Origin of the sequence: Pseudomonas sp. EL_65y_Pfl2_R96, assembly GCF_963970905.1 — a bacterium.
GTDB lineage: Bacteria > Pseudomonadota > Gammaproteobacteria > Pseudomonadales > Pseudomonadaceae > Aquipseudomonas.
On the sequence record NZ_CAXAQH010000038.1, the window covers coordinates 1 to 22,437 of the forward strand.

Annotated in this window: 21 protein-coding genes and 3 pseudogenes; 8 read left to right on the forward strand and 16 right to left on the reverse strand. The window is 56.7% G+C overall.

The window, feature by feature from the left end; all coding sequences use genetic code 11:
* The first annotated feature begins 327 nt into the window (after positions 1–327).
* Positions 328–1,023, forward strand: a complete 696-nt coding sequence (locus AACY49_RS26285; RefSeq protein ID WP_339527314.1) for a tRNA (adenine(22)-N(1))-methyltransferase — start codon at positions 328–330, stop codon at positions 1,021–1,023.
* A 67-nt stretch (positions 1,024–1,090) separates the two neighbouring features.
* Here the strand turns inward: AACY49_RS26285 and tssI are convergent, their stop codons facing one another.
* Together tssI and AACY49_RS26295 are read right to left on the reverse strand one after the other, a co-directional pair.
* Positions 1,091–2,386, reverse strand: a complete 1,296-nt coding sequence (tssI, locus tag AACY49_RS26290; protein WP_339527315.1) for a type VI secretion system tip protein TssI/VgrG — start codon at positions 2,384–2,386, stop codon at positions 1,091–1,093.
* 348 nt (positions 2,387–2,734) lie between these two features.
* The gene (locus tag AACY49_RS26295) at positions 2,735–3,838 is read right to left on the reverse strand and encodes a polyamine ABC transporter substrate-binding protein (protein ID WP_258696274.1); all 1,104 of its coding nucleotides are present in this window, start codon (positions 3,836–3,838) and stop codon (positions 2,735–2,737) included.
* Positions 3,839–3,976: 138 nt separating this feature from the next.
* Between AACY49_RS26295 and AACY49_RS26300 the strand changes: the two genes are divergently transcribed.
* Positions 3,977–4,768: a response regulator transcription factor gene (locus AACY49_RS26300; protein ID WP_258696273.1), complete on the forward strand. Its 792-nt coding sequence runs from the start codon at positions 3,977–3,979 to the stop codon at positions 4,766–4,768.
* Positions 4,769–4,828: 60 nt separating this feature from the next.
* Here the strand turns inward: AACY49_RS26300 and argC are convergent, their stop codons facing one another.
* Entirely contained in the window at positions 4,829–5,758 is a 930-nt protein-coding gene (gene argC, locus AACY49_RS26305) for an N-acetyl-gamma-glutamyl-phosphate reductase (protein WP_339527316.1), read from the reverse strand.
* 113 nt (positions 5,759–5,871) lie between these two features.
* Here argC and AACY49_RS26310 point away from each other — a divergent pair, with 113 nt between their 5' ends.
* Together AACY49_RS26310 and AACY49_RS26315 are read left to right on the forward strand one after the other, a co-directional pair.
* On the forward strand, positions 5,872–6,756 hold the full coding sequence (locus AACY49_RS26310; RefSeq protein ID WP_320390977.1) for a LysR family transcriptional regulator: 885 nt from the start codon (positions 5,872–5,874) through the stop codon (positions 6,754–6,756).
* A gap of 65 nt (positions 6,757–6,821) precedes the next feature.
* Positions 6,822–6,953, forward strand: a pseudogene (locus AACY49_RS26315) (IS5/IS1182 family transposase); the annotation flags it as partial.
* 23 nt (positions 6,954–6,976) lie between these two features.
* On the opposite strand, the gene AACY49_RS26320 reads toward AACY49_RS26315, so the two are convergent.
* Positions 6,977–7,825, reverse strand: coding sequence for an AraC family transcriptional regulator (locus AACY49_RS26320; RefSeq protein ID WP_339527317.1), 849 nt, complete (start codon positions 7,823–7,825; stop codon positions 6,977–6,979).
* 178 nt (positions 7,826–8,003) lie between these two features.
* Here AACY49_RS26320 and AACY49_RS26325 point away from each other — a divergent pair, with 178 nt between their 5' ends.
* Positions 8,004–8,414, forward strand: a complete 411-nt coding sequence (locus AACY49_RS26325) for a DUF3224 domain-containing protein (RefSeq protein ID WP_339527318.1) — start codon at positions 8,004–8,006, stop codon at positions 8,412–8,414.
* Positions 8,415–8,973: 559 nt separating this feature from the next.
* Here AACY49_RS26325 and AACY49_RS26335 read toward each other — a convergent pair.
* Both AACY49_RS26335 and AACY49_RS26340 read right to left on the reverse strand, forming a co-directional pair.
* A complete protein-coding gene (locus AACY49_RS26335) occupies positions 8,974–9,420 on the reverse strand; it encodes a MarR family winged helix-turn-helix transcriptional regulator (protein WP_339527319.1) in 447 nt (148 codons plus the stop codon).
* Positions 9,413–9,901 carry an AAA family ATPase gene (locus AACY49_RS26340; protein WP_258696268.1) on the reverse strand — a complete coding sequence of 163 codons (489 nt, stop codon included), beginning with the start codon at positions 9,899–9,901 and terminating at the stop codon, positions 9,413–9,415. The genes AACY49_RS26335 and AACY49_RS26340 overlap by 8 nt, the downstream gene beginning before the upstream one ends.
* A gap of 199 nt (positions 9,902–10,100) precedes the next feature.
* Between AACY49_RS26340 and AACY49_RS26345 the strand changes: the two are divergent.
* From AACY49_RS26345 to AACY49_RS26355, 3 genes and pseudogenes are all read left to right on the forward strand, one after another.
* Positions 10,101–10,271 (forward strand): annotated as a pseudogene (locus AACY49_RS26345) (diguanylate cyclase); the annotation flags it as partial.
* A gap of 11 nt (positions 10,272–10,282) precedes the next feature.
* Complete coding sequence (locus AACY49_RS26350) at positions 10,283–11,584, forward strand: MFS transporter (protein ID WP_339527320.1); 1,302 nt, start codon at positions 10,283–10,285, stop codon at positions 11,582–11,584.
* Positions 11,585–11,589: 5 nt separating this feature from the next.
* Complete coding sequence (locus AACY49_RS26355) at positions 11,590–12,843, forward strand: arsenic transporter (RefSeq protein ID WP_339527321.1); 1,254 nt, start codon at positions 11,590–11,592, stop codon at positions 12,841–12,843.
* Between the two features lie 383 nt (positions 12,844–13,226).
* Here AACY49_RS26355 and AACY49_RS26360 read toward each other — a convergent pair whose 3' ends face one another.
* The 10 genes and pseudogenes from AACY49_RS26360 to AACY49_RS26405 form a co-directional block, all read right to left on the reverse strand.
* Positions 13,227–13,835 carry a hypothetical protein gene (locus AACY49_RS26360; RefSeq protein ID WP_339527322.1) on the reverse strand — a complete coding sequence of 203 codons (609 nt, stop codon included), beginning with the start codon at positions 13,833–13,835 and terminating at the stop codon, positions 13,227–13,229.
* Positions 13,832–14,632 carry an enhanced serine sensitivity protein SseB gene (gene sseB / locus AACY49_RS26365; RefSeq protein WP_339527323.1) on the reverse strand — a complete coding sequence of 267 codons (801 nt, stop codon included), beginning with the start codon at positions 14,630–14,632 and terminating at the stop codon, positions 13,832–13,834. The genes AACY49_RS26360 and sseB overlap by 4 nt, the downstream gene beginning before the upstream one ends.
* A 345-nt stretch (positions 14,633–14,977) precedes the next feature.
* Positions 14,978–15,718 (reverse strand): Mut7-C ubiquitin/RNAse domain-containing protein, encoded by a 741-nt coding sequence (locus AACY49_RS26370; RefSeq protein ID WP_258696259.1) that lies wholly within the window; start codon positions 15,716–15,718, stop codon positions 14,978–14,980.
* 312 nt (positions 15,719–16,030) lie between these two features.
* On the reverse strand, positions 16,031–16,681 hold the full coding sequence (locus tag AACY49_RS26375) for a LysE family translocator (protein ID WP_258696258.1): 651 nt from the start codon (positions 16,679–16,681) through the stop codon (positions 16,031–16,033).
* A gap of 49 nt (positions 16,682–16,730) precedes the next feature.
* Positions 16,731–17,654, reverse strand: coding sequence for a hypothetical protein (locus AACY49_RS26380; RefSeq protein WP_339527324.1), 924 nt, complete (start codon positions 17,652–17,654; stop codon positions 16,731–16,733).
* A gap of 1,196 nt (positions 17,655–18,850) precedes the next feature.
* Positions 18,851–19,026 (reverse strand): annotated as a pseudogene (locus tag AACY49_RS26385) (AAA family ATPase); the annotation flags it as partial.
* Positions 19,027–19,142: 116 nt separating this feature from the next.
* Positions 19,143–19,910, reverse strand: coding sequence for a phosphonate ABC transporter, permease protein PhnE (phnE, locus tag AACY49_RS26390; RefSeq protein WP_320390965.1), 768 nt, complete (start codon positions 19,908–19,910; stop codon positions 19,143–19,145).
* Entirely contained in the window at positions 19,907–20,734 is an 828-nt protein-coding gene (locus tag AACY49_RS26395; protein WP_258696255.1) for a PhnE/PtxC family ABC transporter permease, read from the reverse strand. Before AACY49_RS26395 ends, phnE begins: the two co-directional genes overlap by 4 nt.
* Complete coding sequence (locus AACY49_RS26400; RefSeq protein ID WP_339527325.1) at positions 20,728–21,525, reverse strand: phosphonate ABC transporter ATP-binding protein; 798 nt, start codon at positions 21,523–21,525, stop codon at positions 20,728–20,730. The genes AACY49_RS26395 and AACY49_RS26400 overlap by 7 nt, the downstream gene beginning before the upstream one ends.
* Positions 21,522–22,373, reverse strand: a complete 852-nt coding sequence (locus tag AACY49_RS26405; RefSeq protein ID WP_339527326.1) for a putative selenate ABC transporter substrate-binding protein — start codon at positions 22,371–22,373, stop codon at positions 21,522–21,524. Before AACY49_RS26405 ends, AACY49_RS26400 begins: the two co-directional genes overlap by 4 nt.
* Between the last annotated feature and the right edge of the window lie 64 nt (positions 22,374–22,437).

The window sequence follows — 22,437 nt, forward strand, 5'->3', positions numbered from 1 at the left end:
GAACGGCATTACGAACGTCTATGTAGCTGACTAAGGTAATTCGCGCTTTCGCCCGCTGATTTCACAGGCAATCCTCGCGCCTCTCAGTTTTCGACGTATTTAGCGGGTTTTCACACAGCCTGGACCCATTGCAGTCTCTCAGCCTGCGCAACGGTCGACCAAAAGCGGCCCATAACCAGGGTTCGCTTTGGGCCGATACGCAAGCGGTAGGGACGAGTCGAGCCATGGCCCTGATCGCATAAATTTGAAATGCACGGCGTTGCTCGACAGAATCGCGCCCGGATCTGGCCAAAGGTGCCGGACGTTCGTGGTGAAAAGGGGCAGCAGTTGAACGAACAGACACTGTCCATGCGCCTGGAGCGCGTGGCGGCGCATGTGCCAGCAGGTGCGCGCCTGGCCGATATCGGCTCGGATCACGGCTACCTGCCTGTGGCGTTGATGCGCCGTGACGCCATCGCGGCGGCGGTGGCCGGCGAGGTGGCATTGACGCCGTTTCACTCGGCCGAACGCACTGTGCGGGAGAACGGCCTGGACCAGCGGATTGCCGTGCGCCTGGCCAATGGCCTGGCGGCGATCGAGCCGGGAGACAGGATCACGGCGATCAGCATCTGCGGCATGGGTGGCGAGACAATCCGCGACATCCTCGACAGCGGCAAGGCGCGTTTGAGCGGCCAGGAGCGCCTGATCCTGCAGCCCAACGGCGGCGAGCAGCCACTGCGCCAATGGCTGATGGAAAATGGTTACCGCATCCTCTGCGAGGAAGTGCTGCGGGAAAACCGCTTCGACTACGAAATCATCGTCGCCGAGCGTGCCGGGCCGGTGATGTACACCGCCGAGGAGTTGTACTTCGGCCCGCTGCAGATGCAGGCCCGCAGCCCGGCGTTCCTGGTCAAGTGGCAGCGCGTGCTGCGCGAGAAGCAGCGGACCCTGAGTAACTTCGCCCGGGCGCGGCAGGCCGTGCCCGAGGAGAAGGTGCAGGACGTGGCCCGGCAGGCACGGTGGATCACCGAGCTGCTGGCTTGAGCCCTTGACTGAGTAATTGCACGGGTAAATTTCAACCTGGCTGTTGCTGCCCTGATAGGGTTTGCGGTTAGCGACAACACTGGCAACTGCTTATCAGTGGTTGATCGGGGTCGCTTTCGAGAAATGTGACCATGACTTCCATTCCCGTTCGGGGGGGCGTCATTTCACAACTCCAATTGGAGGCCCCCCTCAGCCAACAACTACTCTTGTCGTCAAATCTATCTTCGCGGTCCCAGGGGAACTTGACCTTGACCCGTCCGAGGCGCTGATCACACTGGATCTCCTCGTCTTCCAGAGCGATGACCACAGCGGTCTGGTTGCTTGGCACCTGAGGTTTCCTGTGAGCCAAAGGCGGACGATAGAACACGTCCCACGGAAGAACCATAAAGCGGTTGCGGTAACCCTGATGAAAGTCATCCTCGTTGTCAGTGTTGCCACTGGCGACGTCCTCACTCAATACCTGTGGTTGCTTGCCTTCGTGGATGACCTGGGTCAGTAGCCATAGGTCGTTCCACTCTTGGCGCGGGTGGTCTGAGATTTCCAGAACATGGCCACTGACTAACCGGGTCTGGTCACCTTGCCCTTCAGCTTGACGATAAGCCGCGTGGCGGCGCTCCATGGCACGCAGACGCATCTGCTTGCCGTGCTCATGACCTGCGAAACGCTCCAGCTTGTCATCGTATTCCATGTCTAGCTGTTGCTCGTTCCTCCCCAGTCGAAGGTTGAAGCGCTTGATCAGTGGCTCGTCGGCCACCCTATCGCTCTCTTGTCTATAAGCAGTGGGTTGCCCGATCTTGGGAAAAACCGCCTGATCATCGCCAAAGACCAGCACGTGGCCTTGAGCGCTGTGTTGGAAGTGGAAGTGAATACCTTCTTCTTCGCACAAGCGCTGAATAAAGTGCAAATCCGTTTCGTCGTACTGAGTACAGTAGTCACGCTCGGGGTAGGTCGACCCCAGATGAAACCGACAAGCGTCGCCCAGGATCCCGTGCTCTTCCAGTATCAAGGCGACGATTTTCGGCACCGAGAACTGTTGATAGATCCTGTGGTTGATGCGGTGGCGCAAGTAGGACAGGTGCGGTACGAGGGCCAGGCTGTAGCGCGTCAAACGCTGATCATTACCGCTTTGAGCGATGTGATAGACCCGTCCATGAATGCCGTTGCCCTTCGTGTCGAATGTCAGAAAAGCCTCTATGTCGAAGAGGCTTTCGAGATCCAGGTCAGACCGCTCGCTAACAAGCTCCACGTTGAAGAGGTAAGGCCTGCTGATCGCCTCCTCTCCGGTGAATGCGAGCACTTGAAAATCGTGCTCAAAACCGTCGATTGTCAAACTGAAAGGCGTCTGATTGGCTGGGCTGAACATCCGCTGTTCTCTTCTTACATAAGGTGTTGAATTGACGCTGTCGCAGACAGCAATGTCAGGAAGCCGGGTAAATCCAGCCCAAGGCAAGAACCTTCAGCAGTCAGTTTTACAAACGATTGCGCGAGGTGAGTGCGTTTCACCGGGCGTTTAAACAATGGACCGGAGAGCGTCCTGGGTAATACCGGACTAAATGGAGTAACAGGCACTAACCCACTCGCTCAGTGCCCCCTGGATATCGGCGTTTGCGTCTTACTTTCCGGACATGAATAGCCTCAACCTGCTGCTCGCCCCACGCCCACGTATTAAATAAAGACTGGCATCTAGCAACAGGCGACAAATCAAGTCAAATCACACGCCACTCTTCACTTTGGTCCAAATCCGTGTACGGATTCGCTCCAGCTTCAATGGTAGTGACTCAAGTGGAACAAATGTAGCAATGGTCTTTTTGTCTGGATAAATCCAGGGATTGTCTCGCAGCTTCTGTTCGACAAACTCAGTGGCATCTTTATTGGCGTTAGGATACAGAGTGTGGTTTGAGGTCTTGGCAATGATTTTTGGTTGCAACATATAATTAATAAACGCCATGCCTTCCTTCGGGTGGGGCGCGTCTTTTAGCAGAACCAGATTTTCCGACCAGACCAGCGCCCCTTCGCGAGGAAGGCTGTAAGTAATCTTGCGTCCAGTGTTGGCCTTCTCGTTTATGGCCTGCGCAGCAAGGGCACCATTAGCCCATCCCACAACTGCACAAATATTGCCGTCAGCCAGGTCAGCGTCGATTTTGGATGAATCGAAATAGCGGACGTAGGGACGGATTTTTAACAGCAGGGCTTGAGCTTTCTGGTAATCATCCGGGTTCCTACTGTTGCTGGGGAGCCCAAGGTAATGCAGAGCAATCGAAATGATCTCACTTGGAGAGTCGAGCATTGCCACGCCACACGACTGGAGCTTGCTGATGTTTTCTTCTTTGAAGATCAAATCCCAGCTATTCACCGGAGCATTATCACCCAATGCCGCTTTGACTTTATCAACGTCATAGCCAATGCCGGTGGTGCCCCATAAATAGGGCACAGCGTAGCGATTGCCAGGATCATTGACCGCGACCTGGGACAAGATATCAGGATCGATATGTGACAAATTGCTCAGTTGATCACGATCCAGCGGCTGAAGCACTCCCGCCTGGATCAGGCTTGGCAACACATTGGAGGTAGCGACAATCACGTCATACCCCGTGCGCCCAGCCATTACCTTGCTCTGCATGATTTCGGCGCTGTCGAACGCATCCATATGCACTCTGGTGCCGGTTTCCTGCTCGAACTCCTTTGGGGTCTCCGGAGCGATAAACCCGAACCAGTTATACAGATACATCCCAGGCTCTACAGCCCCTACTGATGTGCTTATCCCTGCACAGAGAAGCGAGGCTGAAAAAATGGTTCGCAAATGTGATTTTCTCATGCAACATCCTTGTCAAGACGATGTGCCCTCATGGCCATCGTAAACCCTGAAAGTGAATATACCGGGCATTACCGAATAGTAAATACCTACGAATACTTACCTCTGATCTACGAATCCCTAACCCTAAAGGGGTAGAAAATGCCGTTCGACCTTCATAGCCTGGCTTGGCACCGCTCGATTGGGAAGCTGATCATGCAGTTGAACCGTCCAGAATTCTGGAGTTCACTTGTTCGTATATTGAATGAATATGTCCAAATCGATAATTGGGTTGTATTGATCTTTAGCAGTCAGCAAGTGCAAGTTGTTAGTCTTCCTGAGATAGCAGATGCGGAGGAGGTAGACGCGTTCACTCATCGCTATGTGAAGGGGCTTTATCTGCTGGATCCATTTTATATCGCTAATCGGGAAAATCCACAGAGCGGTTTCTTTCATCTGCTGGATATTGCGCCGGAGTACTTTCTTGAAACTGAGTATTACCATCAATATTTTGCACAATACATCTCTGTGGATGAGGCTCAGTACAATGTCCAGCTCGACGCCGATAGAACGTTATGCATTTCCGTTGGCAGTGAAGTTCGTTTTAGTCAAGAACAAATAACAATGCTTGATATTATCAAGCCATGGGTGACTGCATTGATGCATCAGCGCATGTGTTTTGAACTTGACGTAGAGAAAAATCTCACCGAGCCACCGCTATGGCCAGAAACGATTACCCAGCTGGGTACGCAAATAACAGCGCGCGAAAGTGATGTGCTCAGATTGTTGCTTAGTGGCTTCTCTAATAAGGAGATAGCCGGAAAGCTTTCCCTCTCGGTGGAAACAATAAAAGTTCACCGTCGCAATATTTACGCCAAGTTAAGTATCAAGTCACAATCCGAACTGTTTGCTCGATTTTTTATGCCGAAACAGGATGTTTTCCCTGTAAGTTGAAATCAGCGTTTTAGTCTGGACATTGCGAGGACATCACGCTGATTTGCGCGGTAATCGGAGTCATGTTCCTGCAAGCATCAAATCCAGATTCTGCACCGCCGCTCCAGCTGCTCCCTTCCCAAGATTGTCAAACACCGCAGCCAACAAAACCTGCCCCGTCTCATCATTCTCAAACACTGACAATCGCAAACCATCAGTCTCGTTAAGTGCCTGAGGATCAAGAGACGTCAACGCTTTAGCCTCCTGCATCGACATCACCTGTACATGGCTCGCATCGACGTAGTGCCGCATCAGACACCCATGCAACTGCACCGCACTCACACCTGGCGCCAACAACCGGGTTTGCAAGGGGATGGTCAGTACGATCCCCTGCCGAAAAGCGCCATAGGCCGGCACAAATATCGGCCGCTCCGTCAGACCGCTTTGCTGCTGAATCTCTGGAATATGTTTGTGTGCCAGCCCCAGCCCATAGACCTGAAATGCCGACGCCTGTGCTGCGCCTTCTCCCTCATGCTCTTCAACTCCGACACGGCCTTTCCCGGAATAACCCGACACGGCATGAATGTTCATCGGGTAATCCCTGGGCAGTAATCCGGCCTCCAGTAATGGGCGCAGCAACCCTATCGCCCCCGTTGGATAGCAACCGGGATTGCTGACCCGTCGCGCGACGGCGATGCGTTGGGCGTGCTGCGGACTCATCTCTGCGAAGCCATAGGTCCAGTCTGGGTGGGTGCGGTGCGCCGAACTCGCATCGATCACCCGAACGGCGGGGTTTTCGATGGTCGCTACAGCGTCGCGCGCGGCTTGGTCGGGCAAGCAGAGAATCGCGATGTCGCAGTTATTGATGGCTTCGGCGCGACGTTGCGGGTCCTTGCGATATTCGGGGCTGAGTGTGATAAGCCGCAGATCGCTCCGGTCGCGTAAGCGTTGATGAATTTGCAGCCCGGTGGTGCCTTGGTCGCCGTCGATGAATACAAGGGAACTTGCCATGGAATGCTCTCGGATACAGGTAATCAGGAGTCCAATCTTCAGCGAAGCGTTAAGATAGGAAAAGTTGAATTTCCAGACGATGAGATTCAGCTTTTCTGAATAAGGAGTGACTCATGCGCGAAATCAGCCTGGACCGTCTGCGTACGTTGGTGGCGATTGCCGATCTGGGTTCGTTTGCCGAGGCGGCCCGTGTGCTGCACCTTGCGCCACCCACGGTCAGTTTGCATATCGCCGACCTGGAGTCGCGCGTGGGTGGCAAGCTGTTGTCGCGCACGCGTGGGCGCGTTCAGCCTTCAGCGATCGGGAACACACTGGTGGAGCGTGCGCGACGGCTGTTGGCGGATGCGGAGCAGGCGCTTGAGGAGGTGGAACGTCAGGTACAGGGATTGGCCGGGCGTGTGCGGCTAGGTGCCTCCACAGGGGCCATCGCACAGTTGATGCCACAAGCTTTGGAGACGTTGAGTCAGCGTCATCCCGCTATCGATGTGCAGGTCGCGGTGCTCACGTCGCAGGAAACTTTGAAGAAGCTTGCCGAGGGCTCTTTGGAGATCGGTTTGGTCGCGCTGCCGCAGCCTCCGGTGAAGGGCTTGCGGATCGAGCCGTGGCGACGGGACCCGGTCATGGCCTTCTTGCCGGCTCGCTGGGAATCCCCGGAGGTTGTGACCCCCGACTGGCTGTCCGCTCAGCCATTGATTCTGAATGACAACACCACTCGTCTTTCACGCTTGACTTCGGAGTGGTTCGCCAGCGGCGGACGGCAGCCTGCGCCGCGTATTCAACTGAACTACAACGATGCGATCAAAAGCCTCGTGGCGGCTGGCTATGGTGCGACGTTGTTGCCGCATGAGGCCTCCACGCCATTGCCCGATACCAGGATCGTCATGCGACCATTGCAGCCCTTGTTGTGGCGGCAACTGGGTATTGCCCACCGTAGTCGGGACATCGAACGGCCTACGCAACATGTGCTGGATGTGTTGTGGGAATTGAGTGCGGGGTAGGGGGATTTTGTCGCACTCGGCGCAGAACTGGCGAAGTACTGATTCAGAGGATGGGTACGACTTGATGCTGTCGGCGCCTTGGACAAGATGTAATGGCACGGGGCTTTGATCATCAGGTTGCAGAGTTGCAGGTGCAGGCAGTGATCCTGAATCGAATCACTGCACTTGGAGTACCGATGACGGTGCGAGTGAGATAAGTCCGCCTGGAGGAAGGGGAGACTCACCTCGCATCAGAGTTCTGCAACAGAGCCGTTTGCGTCTGGACATATTTTGCGGGTGCCAGACCGACCATCCGAGTGAAGTCCCTGATGAAGTGTGCCTGATCAAAATAACCCAGCTCGAGCGCGAGATCCGTCCCCGGCCTGGCTTCGCCGCTCTGCAGCAGGGCCAGTGCTTCATGTAACCGGTATCGGGCAATCACCCACTTCGGACTTACGCCAACGTAATGGGCAAAGAGGCGTTGTAACTGCCGCTCACTAACACTGGACAACTCACTGAGTTGTGCCACTGTTGTCAGTCTGTTGTCTGACGCGATTTGGGCGATGAGGTCATTGAGCAGTTGTACACGCTCATCGGATTGCGGCAAGCAGTGACACAGCAACGCTTCTGATTGCTCGCACAGGTTCGCCATCCCCGGACATTCGATGTGCTCGGCCAACCTGTCGACCACCGTCCCAAAAACCTCAGAGGCCGGGATCGATCGGTTGGCCAACCGGCTGACAGGTCCGCCCAGAAATGGCTGGAATGCGGCGGGACGAAACTTGATTCCAAACGCCCAGCTGTTGCCAGACAGCGTCTTGCTGAAGCGGGAACGACGGGGGCCCCACACATGGACCTGACCCCTTTCCACAACGAGATGCACATTGGGGTGAGGCAGGGTTTCCTGTTGCTGTACAGGCTGATCACTGAGATTCCAGCTGACATGCCAATAATGTTCTACCCATGCCGCCAACTGGACTGAGGGCACCTCGCGAATGTGAGTGAACTGCGGGCCCTTCAATCGCTGATTAAGGACGCCTCGTGCGGGCTGCAGGATAACAGTAGAGCCTGGTCGTGTTTTTCCAATCATCTTCGGTCGCCATCTGCTCCAATGCAAATCAGGGACAGGTCCGACTGTGTGGACCGGTCAAATAGGCCACTGATCTCGGCATAGACGGACTCTAAACAGTCGAGGGATTAGCGTCGACAACAACTGCGTCTGGTTTAGACCGTACGACATTATCTGGATTTTTGATGGAGATGACAGCATGCAAGCCAAGGGAACATTCGACGTCCAACTACCCGTCCACTCTGTTGCGCCCGGTACCGAGGCCGCTCAACTGAGCAGAAAGGCCATACACAAAACATTTCAGGGAGGTTTGGAAGCCAATAGTCTGGGAGAGATGCTTGCCTCCCTCTCGACAATCCCGGGATCTGCCGGCTATGTGGCGATGGAGCGGGTTGAGGGTGATCTGGCGGGAAGGCCAGGCAGCTTTGTGTTGATGCATTTTGGAACTATGGACAGAGGCCAGCGAACACTGACCATTCAGGTCGTACCTGACTCGGGTACTGGCGAGTTGGAGGGGCTCAGCGGCACGATGGAAATAGATGTTCGTGATGGGCAGCATTACTATCTGTTCAACTATGAACTCATGCCAACGCGAAGCTCAAACGCATAATCCTGATGTCGGCCATCACCGTATTGACGTTACCAGCTGCCGTGCTGGATCCTTTGGACTTGGACAGCGCGCGGCAGCCGCAGTTGGTGATGTTGTTTTGATCGTCGCCCCTCGCGGCTGGAAGCGTTTTATCTGGCTCACGAACTGATCCGGCCTTCCCAGAAGGGGCTGGAAGAGGAGACTCAAAGGCGCCGTGAAGCAGAAATGACCGTTGCTGAACAATCCACTCTGGATACTGGGCGCGACGCTGGCAACTTCACTCGCGCAAAGGCAGATTGGGTATCGGATTCACCGATGGCTGGCAGACCTCGGCCCGAAGGAAAATTGCAAATGGCTTCCGTCGAGCCAGAGCTCGCATACGATGAACCACTCAATGTGGTGAGTAGGTTCTCCGGTGGTGGTCGTGCCTGAGTTCAGGCGATCTGAAAATCCGACTTTTTCAACAGAATCGGCCAAAAGCGGACCTTGAAGCGGGAAAAGTGGTGCTCAAACCGCCTATATGCCGTCGGATGCTTTTCGGTTACCCGAGTGCATATGCGTAACTTGTCTTAGCGACCTATCACTCGCTCGCGGCGGTTGGCTCAAGGGTGAAGGTCATCTCGCCGAAGATGGCTTGGTAGGCCTCCTGGCACGAACTCTCTGCAGTCAGTAGCGCGTCGTCAACGAGCTGCGCGCCCGCGGGGGTTAAGCATGCATAACCAACGCGCGCATCGCGGGGATCGCTTTGGCGAGATACCCAACCTATTTTTTCCAAGGGCAGGAGGGACTTGGTTACGGCTGACGCGGTTAAGCCCATGCACTCTGCCAAATCTGCACGACGAAGCCTGCCGCCGTGGGCTTGCTTAAGATGATGCAGAATCATGAAGTCGCTAAAGCTCAACCCATGCACGGCGGAGAGTTTGGCGTCGATACGCCGAGTGGCGGCAGTGTATGCCCGGGATATGCGGATATAGCGTTCAAGTGTTGAGGGCGAAGTGCCTTCCGCACCCGGTGCGTAGTCAGACATTGCAACACTCCTTCAGTTCGGATGGGGATGGGTGTTCAAAGCGTGCGTCCATGGCCTCGAACATTTGGGCCGTTATTTCGAACGAATAGGTCGCACCTTTTTCTAGGTTTCGTTGCAGTACGCGCTCACGGCGTAGCGGCTTATCGGCATTTACGAAGTGGCTAAGCACCTCATAGCCCGCGTTGTGGGCCTGCAGTCGGATTTGAGTGCGGTCTGCTTTCGTCATAAAGCCTTGATCCAGCACCACGTCCTTGCCCGACGCTAGAACCTGCACGCACGTTTCCCATATTTGCGACTCGCAACGTCTAACACGGGGAAGCACCCATTCCAGGCTAAGGGGCTGAGGCAGATCTGGGCCGTATAGACGCTGCATCCATTCATCAATCGAGAAGCTGACAGCGTTTAGCTGGGCCGTTATCTGCCGAGCTAGTGTCGACTTACCGGCCCCGAGAGGGCCGAAAATAATGTGTACGGCGCTCATCTGCCACCTTGTTTCTAGGTAATTTACCTATACAGTATCTAGACGTCAGACTGGCGTTGTCAATCCACAGAACGTTTTGAAAAAACTGCTTTCCTGCAAAGTGGTAAGTGAACAGTGATTCGACCAGACGCTGCCCCACACCTTAGATGATTGGCACCTTTGAGATCGGCGCAATGTGTAGCGAGGATCATAAAGGCTGCTTTTGGGGGCGCGCTCTACCTATTCCGAAGGCATCGTCCGGCAGAGCTTGCTACTCTTGCTCGGGCTCGTCGAGCGCCTGGAAACCGAGGGCAGTGGACCCGCGCAGATCCGGCGGTTAAGTATGCTCGTCAGCCGTCAACAGCCCCTGATGCGACAGTTAGGCCTAACGAGACCGCGTAATTGGATACCCGCCGTAGAGAGCGCAGCAACGAACTGTCCCTGGACTGGCTTAACTTCTTCCTCGCCGATGTGCGCGATGGACTGGGGCCTTATCTGGCGATCTATCTGCTGGCCGTGCATAACTGGGAGCCGGCGAGCATCGGTCTAGTGATGACACTGGCCGGAGTCGCCGCGCTGCTCATGCAGACCCCAGCCGGTGCGTTGATCGACCGGACTTCGGCGAAACGGGCGGTAGTGGTAGTCGCCGCGCTGCTGGTAACCGGTAGCTGCCTGCTGCTGCCGTGGGTGACCTCGTTCGGTCTGGTGGCGCTGACGCAAACCGTCAGTGCCATCGCCGGCTCCGTGTTCGCCCCGGCCATCGCCGCGATCTCGCTGGGCATCACCGGCCCCCGAGCCTTCACCCGCCGCACCGGACGCAACGAAACCTTCAACCATGCAGGCAATGCCTGCGCCGCATTGCTGGCCGGCGGATTCGCCTATCTGTTCGGCCCGGTGGTGGTGTTCTACCTGATGGCGGTGATGGCACTGGGCAGCGTGATCGCTGTCAGCCTGGTTTCGGCCAAGGCCATCGATCATGAGGTCGCGCGCGGTTTTGCCTCCACCCCGGCGGGCGGCCATGCGCATCCGTCCGGAGTGAGGGTGTTGCTGGCCAACCGGCCGCTTCTGCTGTTCGCCGTGTGCTGCTCGCTGTTCCATCTTGCGAACGCGGCCATGCTGCCACTGGTTAGCCAGAAGTTGTCCCAGGTCAATCTGCAGTTGGCCACGCCGTTGACCTCCGCCTGCATCGTCGCCGCGCAGTTAGTGATGGTACCGATGGCCCTGCTGGTCGGCGTCAAGGCTGACCTGTGGGGGCGCAAGCCATTGCTGCTGGCCGGTTTCCTGATCCTGCCGCTGCGCGGCCTGCTTTACGTGGTGTCCGACGACCCGTACTGGCTGGTGGCCGTGCAGTTGCTCGACGGTATCGGCGCCGGAATCTTCGGCGCCTTGTTTCCCGTAGTAGTCAAAGACCTGACGCAGGGTACTGGGCGCTTCAATGTCAGCTTAGGCGCGCTGTCTGCGGTATTTGGCCTGGGCGCGGCCCTCAGCCCCGGCGTAGCGGGGCTGGTGGTACAGGCAGCGGGCTACGATGCCGCGTTCGTGACCCTGGCCGCGATTGCTGGCGCGGCTTTCTTCCTGCTGTGGCTGGCCATGCCGGAAACCCGTAATAGCTCGGGCGACAAGATTGACACCTCGGAGCTCGCCATCACCCCCCACGGCCGTCAACTGATCATGCCGCGCCGAGTCTTGCATTCACCTGAGTAAACTGCATGCCTGTATTTGATCCACCCTCGCTCATCTGGACCGTGGCCGCCGTTGCGACCGGAGGGGTAATCCTGCGCCCTTGGCGCGTGCCGGAGTATGTCTGGGCGGTCAGCGCCGCTGTACTGCTGACCGTGTTTGGCCTGGTGCCGCTGCAAACTGCACTCGCCGCCGTCGCCGAGGGTGGCGATGTGTACCTGTTTCTGATCGGCATGATGGTGCTGGCCGAACTGGCGCGCCAGGAAGGGCTGTTCGACTGGCTGGCCATGTACGCGGTGCAGCACGCCAGGGGCTCGGGCCAGCGCCTGTTTGACCTAGTGTTCCTGGTGGGGACACTGGTCACGGTGTTCCTCTCCAACGATGCCACGGCCGTAGTGCTGACCCCAGCGGTGTACGCCGCGTGCAAGGCGGCCAAGGCCGAGCCGCTGCCTTATCTGTTCATCTGCGCCTTCATCTCCAATGCCGCCAGTTTTGTGCTGCCCATCTCCAACCCGGCCAACCTGGTGGTGTTCGGCAGCCAGATGCCGCCGTTGCTGGAGTGGCTGCGGCAATTCACCTTGCCGTCGCTGGCCGCCATTGTCCTGACCTACCTGGTGCTGCGTCTGGCCCAGCGCAAGCAGATCCGCCAGCCCCTGGCGACGGCCATCGACGTGCAACCGCTGTCCAGCGGTGCACGCCTGTGCGCGCTGGGTATCGTGCTGACAGGCGTGCTGTTGCTGGCGACCTCCGCCTTGGACCGGCAGCTCGGCTTACCCACCTTCTGCGCCGGCATCGCCACGGCCGGGCTGATCCATTTGCGTCAGCGGCGTAACCCGATGCCGGTGCTCAAAGGCGTGTCATGGGGCGTGTTGCCGCTGGTCGCGGGCCTGTTCGTGCTGGTGGAAGCGGCGGCACAGACGGGTGTGATCGACCACCTGGCCCATGGTTTGGCCGCGCTGGCGCGCAGCTCCGAGGTCCAGGCGAGCTGGAGCGCCGGCGTGGTCGCTGCCATCGCCGGCAACCTGATGAACAATCTGCCGACCGGCCTGATCGCCGGCTCCGTTGGTCATATTGTCGATTTGCCAGCGCGAACTACTGCGGCGCTGCTGATTGGCGTCGACCTCGGGCCGAACCTGTCGATTACCGGCTCCCTGGCCACTTTGCTCTGGTTGGTTGCCATTCGCCGTGAAGGCGAACACGTCGGTGCCTTGGACTTCCTGCGCCTGGGGGTGCTGGTAATGCCTCCCGCCCTGATCGGGGCGCTGTGGTTGCTTCATCTATGAGGCTGGTGTTTTTCGGTAACGACGCGATAGTTTGCTGCTCTCACGAAAGACTCCAGCCTAACTACCTCAACCTGGTCAGTGGAACGTCCATTGCTTTTGGCCGCTTGCTGCCTGTCACGAGGGGCAGCAGTCGACCCAAAGCGGTCAAATCACTAAACGCATGTTCCAATTTGGAGTTCTCTGTAGTCCTTAAAGCGTATCTCCAGATACACCAGGTCATCGTCTTCGGCCTTTAGGCCGAAAAGCACGATAGCGGTAACGTCAGGCCGGAAATCGCTGATTTTCCTTACATAAGCAAATAGGTGACTTGTGGGCTTGGGGCATGGCGTCGGCCGTATCTATTGATGGTGGGTCAGGGCATTTTATATGACCTTAGCGTCGGCTCAGCACAACCTCTCGCGCACAGCCCTCAACACCGCTTCGATGTGCCAGGTTTCGACGTCGATGGCGACTGCTTCGCAGGCATCAAGCACTAACTCGATTTGGGTGGTTATGCCTTGTTCGAGAAGCAGTCGCTGCGTGTCTTCAAGAAGCCTGCGTTTGCCTGTGAGCCAAAGTCGTTGTTTGCCCGTCAGCAACGCAAGGGTTTGCGGGTAGGTGCAATGCAGTTTTCGACGCAAATTGACCAGCGCCGGTTTGTCGCCTCGGTCAATTGCCGGGGTCAGTACATACTGGTTGCCCGACACCGCCTCCAGATCGTATTTGTCTTGCAGATACTCATCGATACTCATGCAACTGACGACCGTCTCACGCTCGCCTGTCATGACGTTGATCAAGTGCGCGTTAACACCGACGTAGCAGAACTCCGTTATGCCGTGGACGACGTAATCCTCACTGTTACTGCGAATAACCCAGTAATCACCGTTGGCGGAAAGCTCACATGACTGAATGACAAAACGCTCAGGTTTGCCATCTCTCATGACGCCGTCAAACAGGCCAAGCACGATTTCGCAGGCATGCTCGGCGGTTAGCACGGAGTTGATCTCTGTCACGCTTTGCCAAAACCAAACAATGAACGCAGCCAACCTGCCGACTTCCGTTCATAGAAGGGTGCGGTTTGCTTGAGGAAGTAATCGCTAAGGCCTGATTCCCCTTCGTGAACGCGATAGAGGTCAACGGGTTCGCCATCTGGAGCGGTATCCCCGGCAACGTTACCGGCTTCGCGCATGACCAGTTCAATATCTCCGTCCGCTTCAATACCAATGATCAGATGAGGCTTTTGATCAGACGATGCGTCATGCATCAACGCCAGAAACGCACGCTTTACGTTGCGATGTTTGGCGAGTAATTGTGTGAGCGAGTTGACCATCTTCGACGGATATTGCGACGGCTGTCCGAGCAGCACTTTGGTGTCTTTTTCGACCGTGCGCTGCACCGGCTTTTGGCCGATCTCGTCGGAGAGCAGATGGCGTACTTCCTCCGGGAAAAACTCTTTCCCGTAAGGAGACTTTGGATTGAGGAAAAGAGGGGTGCCCAGTGTGATTTCAAACAGCGATCTGGCCGGGATCTCTACGTAGGACTCTTCGCTATCTATGGATCTTTGTAGTGTTTGCAGCGAAGAAAAAAACGGGATGACAGCGGAGCCGTCAGGCTTTTGCCAATGCGCGATGCTGATGTTGCTACCAGCCTCGAGGTTGACTTGACCTTCGCCAGTGCCGGCAGTGCCAAGGACGTAGATAGTGGAATTCAACAGAGTCTTGAAAAAGTCAGGTCGATGGGCCGGTTCATCCGCCGCCAGCCTGAGTGATTTTTCGAGGGCGTTTTCTTGCTTGGTATCCATGATGTCCATCGGCAGTTCCATCAAAACAGACAAAAAAGTGAGCGGCAAAGAGCGCGCAGTTTTTCACGCGACTGTGAAAACAGGAAGAACAGCAGGCTAATAAATCTGAAGCATACGGAGAGTCACCCTGAACGGTTTTCCAAGGAGAGCTCCTCCATATCAGTGGTGGATGAAGAGCCCAATGCGGTTCGCCTCGAAGGGCTGCTTCTGCACCATCGCCTGCACCACGGGTACTGATGACCACCGGCACACTGGCGGATCGGTATGGGCGCAAGCGAGTGTTTGTCATCAGCCTGGTGCTTTTTGGCATTACCACTGGGCTGTGGATGGGCGCAAAACGCCCGATGCACTCGGCTATCGGTTCAGTAGAGGTGCCAGCAGTGCACACATGCCGCGCCAGTGCGAACCCTCCCAGTAAATCCGTTGGCAGGCGTCGCAGCGCAGGAAGTGCGAATAGAGGACGCCAACGCGTGGCGGTACCTGCGGCCGGGCCAGTTCCGGGCTGATCTCGTGCAGCGGCAGGTTGCAATGAAGGCACAGGCTGAATGGGCGCGCGCTACGCGCCAGGTCGAGGCGCTCGTACAATTCGCGCAGCTGCAGCGACGGTTTCAGGGCGTGCACGTAACAGCCGTGGCTGATGATTCGCCGCTTGAGCAGTTCGCGGTCGCGGGTTAGCACGATGCGTCCTTGCTGCGCAGCGATCTCGGCGATCTCGGCATCCTCGAAGCCATTGTCGTACAGGGTGTCGAAGCCGCTCATGCGCAGCAGGCTGGCCAGCCCGCCAAGGTGCGCATCAGCGACGAAGCGCAGCACCCGTAAAGGTTGCGCACGAACCTTGAGCAGTGGGCTGATGTCCAGTGCTTCGAACTTGGGATACACCGCCAGCCGGTCACCGTCGAAGATCACCCGCTCGAAACCCACCGACTCGCCGTTGAGCAGCACCAGCTCGACCTCGGTGTGCGGTATCCCGAGCGCCTCGATCATGTGCTTGACCGTCGCCCCTCGCGCGCACTCGCAAGTGAAGGACTGCCGCCGCCGTTCGGCCGGCAGGAAATCGTTGAGCTCCTCGTAGAAGCGGAAGGTTGCACGGGTCATGTTGAACAGTATGGCAGGGCTGCGGGATGAGCGAGTCCAGTGCGGCAGCTTTCGACTGTGGATTCCTGTTAATGGGTTAGTTTGAGTTTTTTGCTTCGTGCAGGCGCACCTATCCCGTAATAGGCGTTTGGCGGCTTTTTTGGTGTGCCTATCCGCCTGAGAAATATAGAAAAACCTGGTACGCAGTGAATGCCGTAACCAGGTGATATAAAGCGTGTATTGTTCTGATCCGTTTCTCTCTGTTGCGAGATAAAAAAGTCACCTAAATGAGATCAGAAATTTATATGTCGGAGCAGACAAAATTCGAGGATTTCACACGCTGTCGATCATTAAGCTAAAGTTGATGGAGAAAATAAGGGCTGCCGAGAAGCAGATAAACACAACACCCCCAATTCTATTGACGATCAAAAAGCCCCTGCCAAGAGAAACTTTTTGTCGTGCTGAGGTGGCGATATAGCCATAGGTGAAGTGAATCAAGAATACCAGTGCGCAGAACGTGGACGCCAACAGTGTGAATTGAGGAACGAACGGTTGGTCTGCCTTTATGAATTGCGGAAAAAGAGCCATGAAGAAAACGATTGGCTTGGGGTTAAGCATCGAAATGAAAAAACCCTGCCTGAATCTGGCTATCACACTGGGGGTGTATTCAGAGTGTGTTATTTCATTGAGGTTGTTTTGAAGTTTTGGTTTGGATCGCAGGAGCTTTAATCCAAGGTAGATGAGGTAAGCCGCACCCATTAGTTTAACGACGTTCATCATCCAGGCAGAGCTGGAAATAATCGCTCCCACACTGCTTGCCGCAATGATAGAGATCCCCCCCATGCCGAGGGTCACGCCAAGGATTCCAGGCAAAGCATTCTTCAGTCCATAGGTGAGTGAGTTTGTTAATGTCAGTAACACCCCAGGCCCCGGGCTGGCGATCGTCAAGCATGATATCGTCACGTAAAAAAGATATTCTTCCACTGTTTGTCTCCACGCAAAACAAAAGAAGGGCATAAGCCCTTCTGATTATTCAACTTGTTTTTGAAATTTTTAACGAACGGTACTCTTGACCTTCAAAGAACGGGCTGTCAACAAGAAGTTCGCCATGTTCCTTTGCGACTTCTAAGTGAAAGCGCGTCGGCCCCGAGTATTTGAAATGTTCGCGGGGAATTTCAAGGTCATGAGCGCGACGATAGTCATAGGTACTGGTGTCGCAGAAGAAGCGCATGACAAACGCTGCGCGCGAGCTTACGGGGCCTTCCTCCAGCATGATGCTTCGGTGAATGACATTCTTGTCGAAAATGAGCGCATCACCCACCTCGAATTCGTCCTCGACGGCAAAGTGATCCAGTAGCTTTTTAATCGCTGGGTCATTCAAAGGACCATCACGAAGGTGCACGAACTCATCGATGGTGGTCTCCTCGCCTCGCTCAATACGTTTCGATAGGAGTTGGAAAATCGAAGGATCGACGTGTTCATACATGAACGCACCCGATACGGCGTCTTTTGGGACATACGCCATACCGCCTCGTTGCCCTTTGGGGTCGATTTTGACCAAAGGAGCCCAGATTGTGCAGCCATAGTCTTCCGCTTGGTGATAGCCGAAACTTTGCGTACCGATATGCCAGGGGAAGCCCTTGTTTTTCATCTTTTCAAGCTCGAAGGAAAGAGCTTGGGCAAAAAACATGTTTTTACCCGTCAACGTTTTCATGACATGTTTGAAGTGGTCATCTTGAATAACGCTGGCAATCATCGGATCGCCATCATACATATCATATGCCAAACGGCTGAAGCCGCTCTGATACTTGTCAGTAGGCGTGGAGATACGGTCGCCAATGGTTGATGTCAAATAACCGGTTATATCTCTATTGTAAAAACCTTTGAGAAAAAGAAAGCCCTGCCTGCGAAACTTCATCACCTGATCTTCGGTTACTTGAAACTTTTCGTTGATCATTATAACTCCATGTTTTATTGGCTGATGTGGTGCAGAACATTTTCGTGTGCTATTAAATCCGACTAATTTCCATGCCCCAGGCGCCGTGCACTGTAAAGTGCCCATTGTGGGGGGGGCGGGATATAAAAAAATCAGGTGGGAGATTTTATTGCCCGAATTCTAGGGTGTCTGAATAGCGGCAATTAGCATATAAGATGTCATTCCTTTCACTGATACAGCTCCTTCAATGAGAAGATCCTCTTCTCATTGAAGGAAAGCCTAATGTGCTAAAAACGCTTTGTAAACATTTTCTGAATATAAGATTCACCAGAGACTCGCAAACGCAATCTGCGTACTAGCTAAAATAAGTGTTCACCGCCCCAACGGTCCCCCACCACCCGCTTTGGACATCGAGATCAAGCAAGCGTGAGCAACCCTGCGGTGAAAGCAATCCTCGCAAAATCAGGCTTCTGGTTCAGCGTCAAAAAAGGGGGGAGAAAGACCTTTGGGCAGAGGCTTCCGGACTCGGATTTCACGTAGCAGCGTGCAGAAAGGCGTTTACACCAGTCAATGATCAGGCAGTTTGGGCGGACTGACTGTTTTCAACAGAGTCGGTCGATTGCTGCCTGTCAGTAAGGGTGGCTCGCGACCCAAAGTTGGCGGTCGACACCGGCAGTTATCAGCCAGAAGTAGACATTTCTCATGTGTTTATACAAACGCGGAGGCAATTCACCCTGACCCCGCTAGCCCTGCTGATCACCTATGCAGTCAGGCAAGTTGGGGCCAATCTCGATCATGCCGGCGGAAACTCTGGGGACGCTGCTGAAGCCCCAAGACAGAGGTCCCCCATAGTTCACCAGGTCGTAGATCGCGCTTTCGCCAATCAGCTGGCCGTTGCGATTATCGTATAAGCGAAAAAAGGCCGGAAGTTCCCAGCTGAAAAACCACTCTAGCTGGTCCGGCTCGTCCGGGGGCGACTGGGGGTGAAGGAAGTCGGGCAGTACCCGGAAAGGTTTGAACTCCTGAACTCGGTAGCAGCCGTTGGGGCTGATCCTGGCGGCGCCGACGGGCTTCGCCAGAGCCTTTTCCCACCACTGTGAAATGGCCCATTATCCCGCGCAGAACACGAGCGCACTGAGGGCTAAAGTCGGGAGTCGGGTTAGTTTTTTCATGTTCGGGGATCTATCTGAAACTTGCATGTGCTAATGCTAAACGCGCGGATCGACTGCCGGGATGGCGAAAGCGCGGAACTGTTCAGCGTCGGGCTCGACCCAGCCAGGCTCCCAGAACAGCGTGTCCAGATGACCACGGGTAGGCTCAGGCGCTTGCCGAGGGCGCGGGCGAGGGTAGATTTGCCGTTACCGGCATTGCCCAGAATCACAATCCGTTGCAGGGGACTTCCTGCCGCGAAAAAAGCCGGCGATTGTGCAGCTTTTGGATGTCCAGTTAAAGGCTGATGGGCGACCGCCGCACCGCGGGAACGAATTTTGTGTTGCTACGGCGCTGCACTCAAGCCTTGACCCAACGCTGACGGCTCCAGCTGCTCAATGTATCGACAGCCAATACCAGCAACAGCATGGCCAGAATAACCGTGCTCGCTTGAGCTTCCTGGAACAGGCTGAGGCTGACATAGAGCATTTGCCCCAAACCACCGGCGCCGACGAAGCCGAGCACACTGGCCATGCGGATATTGTTTTCCCAGCGATACAGAATGTAGGCCAGAAGCTGTGGCAACAGGTTGGGTAGCGTGCCGTAACAGAAAGCCCATACGGCATTGGCACCTTGCAAACGGATGGCGTCGGCGGGTTCGGGTGGGGTGTTTTCCAGTGCTTCGGCGAACAACCGGCCGAGCACGCCGGTGGTGTGCAGGGCTAATGCCAGGGTGCCGGCGTTGGGGCCGAGCCCGGCGGCCAGGACCATCAACGCGGCCCACACCAGTTCCGGCACTGCGCGCAAGGCGTTGAGCACCAGACGTGACGCGCTCTGCAAAGGCCAGCCGTAGCGTCCGGCCGCGGGCAATGCCAATAGCAGGCCGAATACCGCCGCGAGCAGGGTGCCAAGGGCAGACATGGCAAGGGTTTCCAGGGCGCCGTGGCCGATGGCTTGCAGATGCCCCAAGCTCAGGTCCGGGCTGAGAAAACGCTGGGCATAAGCGCCCATTTGCTTCAGGTTGCCGGTGCCGCCGAGTTCGCCGAGGTCGATGCCCAGATAGATGAACGAGGTGACGACCGCTGTGCCAATACACAGGAGCAGTGCCAGGTTGAACAAACGATTCATGTCAGCCTCCAGCGCAGCAGGCGGCTGAGTTGATCGGCGAGCAGCACCAGGACGAGGAACGTCAGCAACAGACTGGCCACTTCACCACCGGCGAACATGCGCAACGACAGATCCATTTGCTGGCCCAGGCCGCCGGCACCGACGAAGCCCATCACCACCGAGGCGCGGATTGCGCATTCCCAGCGATACACCGTGTACGACAGCAACTCCGCAGCGACATTGGGCAGGATTCCGTAACAAAAGGCTGCGAGCCGACCGCTGCCGGACTGCAGTAGCGCGTGGACCGGACGCTGGTCGACCGACTCGAAAATTTCCGCGTAGACCTTGCCCAGCATGCCGCTGTAGGTGATGGCAATGGCCAGAACCCCGGCCGTCGGGCCGAGGCCGACGGCGCGCACGAACAGCAGGGCCCAGACGATTTCCGGCACGCTGCGCAGAAAGATCAGTAAACCGCGTATGGGCCAACGCAGCAGTTGGCCCCAATAGCTCGGGTGGCCGGCCCGGGAGGCAGCGGACAGCGACAGAGCACGACTGGCGAGCAGGCTGGCGGGGACTGCCACCAGCAACGCCAGGGCCATGCCGGCCGTGGCGATGGCCAGGGTCTGCAGGGTGGCTTGCAACAACAGCTGGATGAACGCCTCGCCATGGGCCGGTGGCCAGAAGGCGGATACAAACCGGCCCATCTCACTCTGACTGTCACTCGCCACCAGCACACTGAGGTCCAACTCGCTGAAGCGGATGCCGGGCCACAACAGGGCAAGGGCCAGCAGGCTGAGCAGCAGACGGGGCAGGGCGGCCGGATCGCGAGTGCCAGACGTCAGCATCGGGGAATCTGCACACTCAAGGGCGGCGAGGCAATCGGTGGGGATTGCAGTTGTTCGTTGGCGTAGAGCTTGTCGAGCAACTCGTGATCGACTTCGCTGGCCGGAAGGTCGAACAGGATCTGTCCATCACGCAAGCCGATGATGCGCGAGAAGTGCGCCAGGGCCAGCTCCACCGCATGCAGGCTGGCGACCAGGGTGACGTCGTGCTGCCGGGCATGGCGACAGAGCACCGAAAGCGTGTGCTGGGCCAACACCGGGTCCATGGCCGATACCGGCTCATCGGCGAGCAACACCTCGGGTGCTTGATACAACACGCGGGCAATGCCCACGCGCTGTAGCTGTCCACCGGACAGTTGTTGGCAATGCGCGAACAACTTGTCACTCAGGTCCAGCCTGGTCAATGCCGCGCGTGCGCCCGGAATATCCAGCGGATGCAGCAGGTTCAGCAGGCTCTTGCCCAGCCCCCACTGACCCAGCTTGCCGGCCAGAACCGCGGTGACCACGCGCTGGCGCGGGGGCAGGGGAGGCGCCTGATGGATCAGGCCGATGCGAGCACGCAGCCGCTGACGCTGACGGGCAGAAAGCTGCCAGACGCGCTCGCCGAGCACCTGCAGCTCGCCTTTGCCCGGACGCAGGGCGGTGGCCAGCAGATGGAGCAAGCTCGATTTGCCCGCACCGGACGGACCAATGATGGCGACCTGTTCGCGTGCCCCGATGTGCAGGTCCACGCCACGCAGCGCCTGGACGCCGTTGGCGTGGGTAAGGCTGACTTGGGTCAGATGCAATGTCATTTGAGCAGTTCGGCGGCGCGTGCGGCTTCCTCGATGCCCTTGTAGTTCTCAGGCTTGGTTTCGATGAACCGGCTGGCGGCCTGCAGATCCAGAATTTCCTTGTCTTTCGGGTTCGCCGGATCGAGCGCCAGGAACGCAGCCTTTATCTTGGCCGCCAGCGCCGGGTCGAGGGTTCCGCGCACCGTCCAGTTGTAGTCGAAGTACGCTGGGGTGGTCGAAAACACTTTGACCTTGGTGGTATCGACCTTGCCGGCGGCGACCAGTTTTTCCCACACGCTGGCGTTGAGCACCCCGGCGTCCACCTTGCCGGCCTGGACCCAGGCGACAGTGGCGTCATGGGCACCGGAATAGCCTACGCGACTGAAGTAGCTTTCCGGCTTGATGCCCTCCTTGAGCATGAAATAGCGCGGCATCAGACTGCCGGACGTGGAGGACACCGAACCGAATGCAAAGGTCTTGCCCTTGAGATCGGCGAGGGACTTGACGGCCGGGTCGGCGGTGATGAATTTGCTGGTGAATTGGGCGTCCTGTTCGCGCTGTACCAGCGGAATGGCATTGCCGGTTTTCAGGCGTGCCTGCACGAACGTGAAGCCGCCCAGCCAGGCCAGGTCGATGCGGTCGGTGGCCAGCGCCTCGACCACGGCCGGATAGTCGCTCACGGGCACGAACTCGACCTTCATGCCCAATTGTTGTTCCAGATAGGCGCCAAGTGGCTTGAACTTGCGCAGCAGTTCGGTCGGGGCTTCATCGGGAATCGCGCTGACTTTCAGGGTGTCGGCGGCTTGCGCCAGCAGGGTGCCAAAAGACAGGATCAAGCCGACGGCCACTGCCAGGATACGCTTGAGCATGGAAGATCTCCGGTGTATTTACGGAAGAATGTCGAGGCGCCTGGCACAATCTGATTGCTGCGTG

Excerpts from the sequence above, each read along its gene's own strand:
- AACY49_RS26335 (WP_339527319.1), bottom strand. The coding sequence starts at position 9,420 with ATGTCTGACTACGCACCGGGTGCGGAAGGCACTTCGCCCTCAACACTT.
- AACY49_RS26370 (WP_258696259.1), bottom strand. The coding sequence starts at position 15,718 with ATGACCCGTGCAACCTTCCGCTTCTACGAGGAGCTCAACGATTTCCTG.
- AACY49_RS26295 (WP_258696274.1), bottom strand. The coding sequence starts at position 3,838 with ATGAGAAAATCACATTTGCGAACCATTTTTTCAGCCTCGCTTCTCTGT.
- phnE (WP_320390965.1), bottom strand. The coding sequence starts at position 19,910 with ATGAATCGTTTGTTCAACCTGGCACTGCTCCTGTGTATTGGCACAGCG.
- AACY49_RS26395 (WP_258696255.1), bottom strand. The coding sequence starts at position 20,734 with ATGCTGACGTCTGGCACTCGCGATCCGGCCGCCCTGCCCCGTCTGCTG.
- AACY49_RS26355 (WP_339527321.1), top strand. The coding sequence starts at position 11,590 with ATGCCTGTATTTGATCCACCCTCGCTCATCTGGACCGTGGCCGCCGTT.
- AACY49_RS26300 (WP_258696273.1), top strand. The coding sequence starts at position 3,977 with ATGCCGTTCGACCTTCATAGCCTGGCTTGGCACCGCTCGATTGGGAAG.
- tssI (WP_339527315.1), bottom strand. The coding sequence starts at position 2,386 with ATGTTCAGCCCAGCCAATCAGACGCCTTTCAGTTTGACAATCGACGGT.
- AACY49_RS26325 (WP_339527318.1), top strand. The coding sequence starts at position 8,004 with ATGCAAGCCAAGGGAACATTCGACGTCCAACTACCCGTCCACTCTGTT.
- AACY49_RS26320 (WP_339527317.1), bottom strand. The coding sequence starts at position 7,825 with ATGATTGGAAAAACACGACCAGGCTCTACTGTTATCCTGCAGCCCGCA.
- AACY49_RS26340 (WP_258696268.1), bottom strand. The coding sequence starts at position 9,901 with ATGAGCGCCGTACACATTATTTTCGGCCCTCTCGGGGCCGGTAAGTCG.
- sseB (WP_339527323.1), bottom strand. The coding sequence starts at position 14,632 with ATGGACATCATGGATACCAAGCAAGAAAACGCCCTCGAAAAATCACTC.
- AACY49_RS26405 (WP_339527326.1), bottom strand. The coding sequence starts at position 22,373 with ATGCTCAAGCGTATCCTGGCAGTGGCCGTCGGCTTGATCCTGTCTTTT.
- AACY49_RS26380 (WP_339527324.1), bottom strand. The coding sequence starts at position 17,654 with ATGATCAACGAAAAGTTTCAAGTAACCGAAGATCAGGTGATGAAGTTT.
- AACY49_RS26310 (WP_320390977.1), top strand. The coding sequence starts at position 5,872 with ATGCGCGAAATCAGCCTGGACCGTCTGCGTACGTTGGTGGCGATTGCC.
- AACY49_RS26400 (WP_339527325.1), bottom strand. The coding sequence starts at position 21,525 with ATGACATTGCATCTGACCCAAGTCAGCCTTACCCACGCCAACGGCGTC.
- argC (WP_339527316.1), bottom strand. The coding sequence starts at position 5,758 with ATGGCAAGTTCCCTTGTATTCATCGACGGCGACCAAGGCACCACCGGG.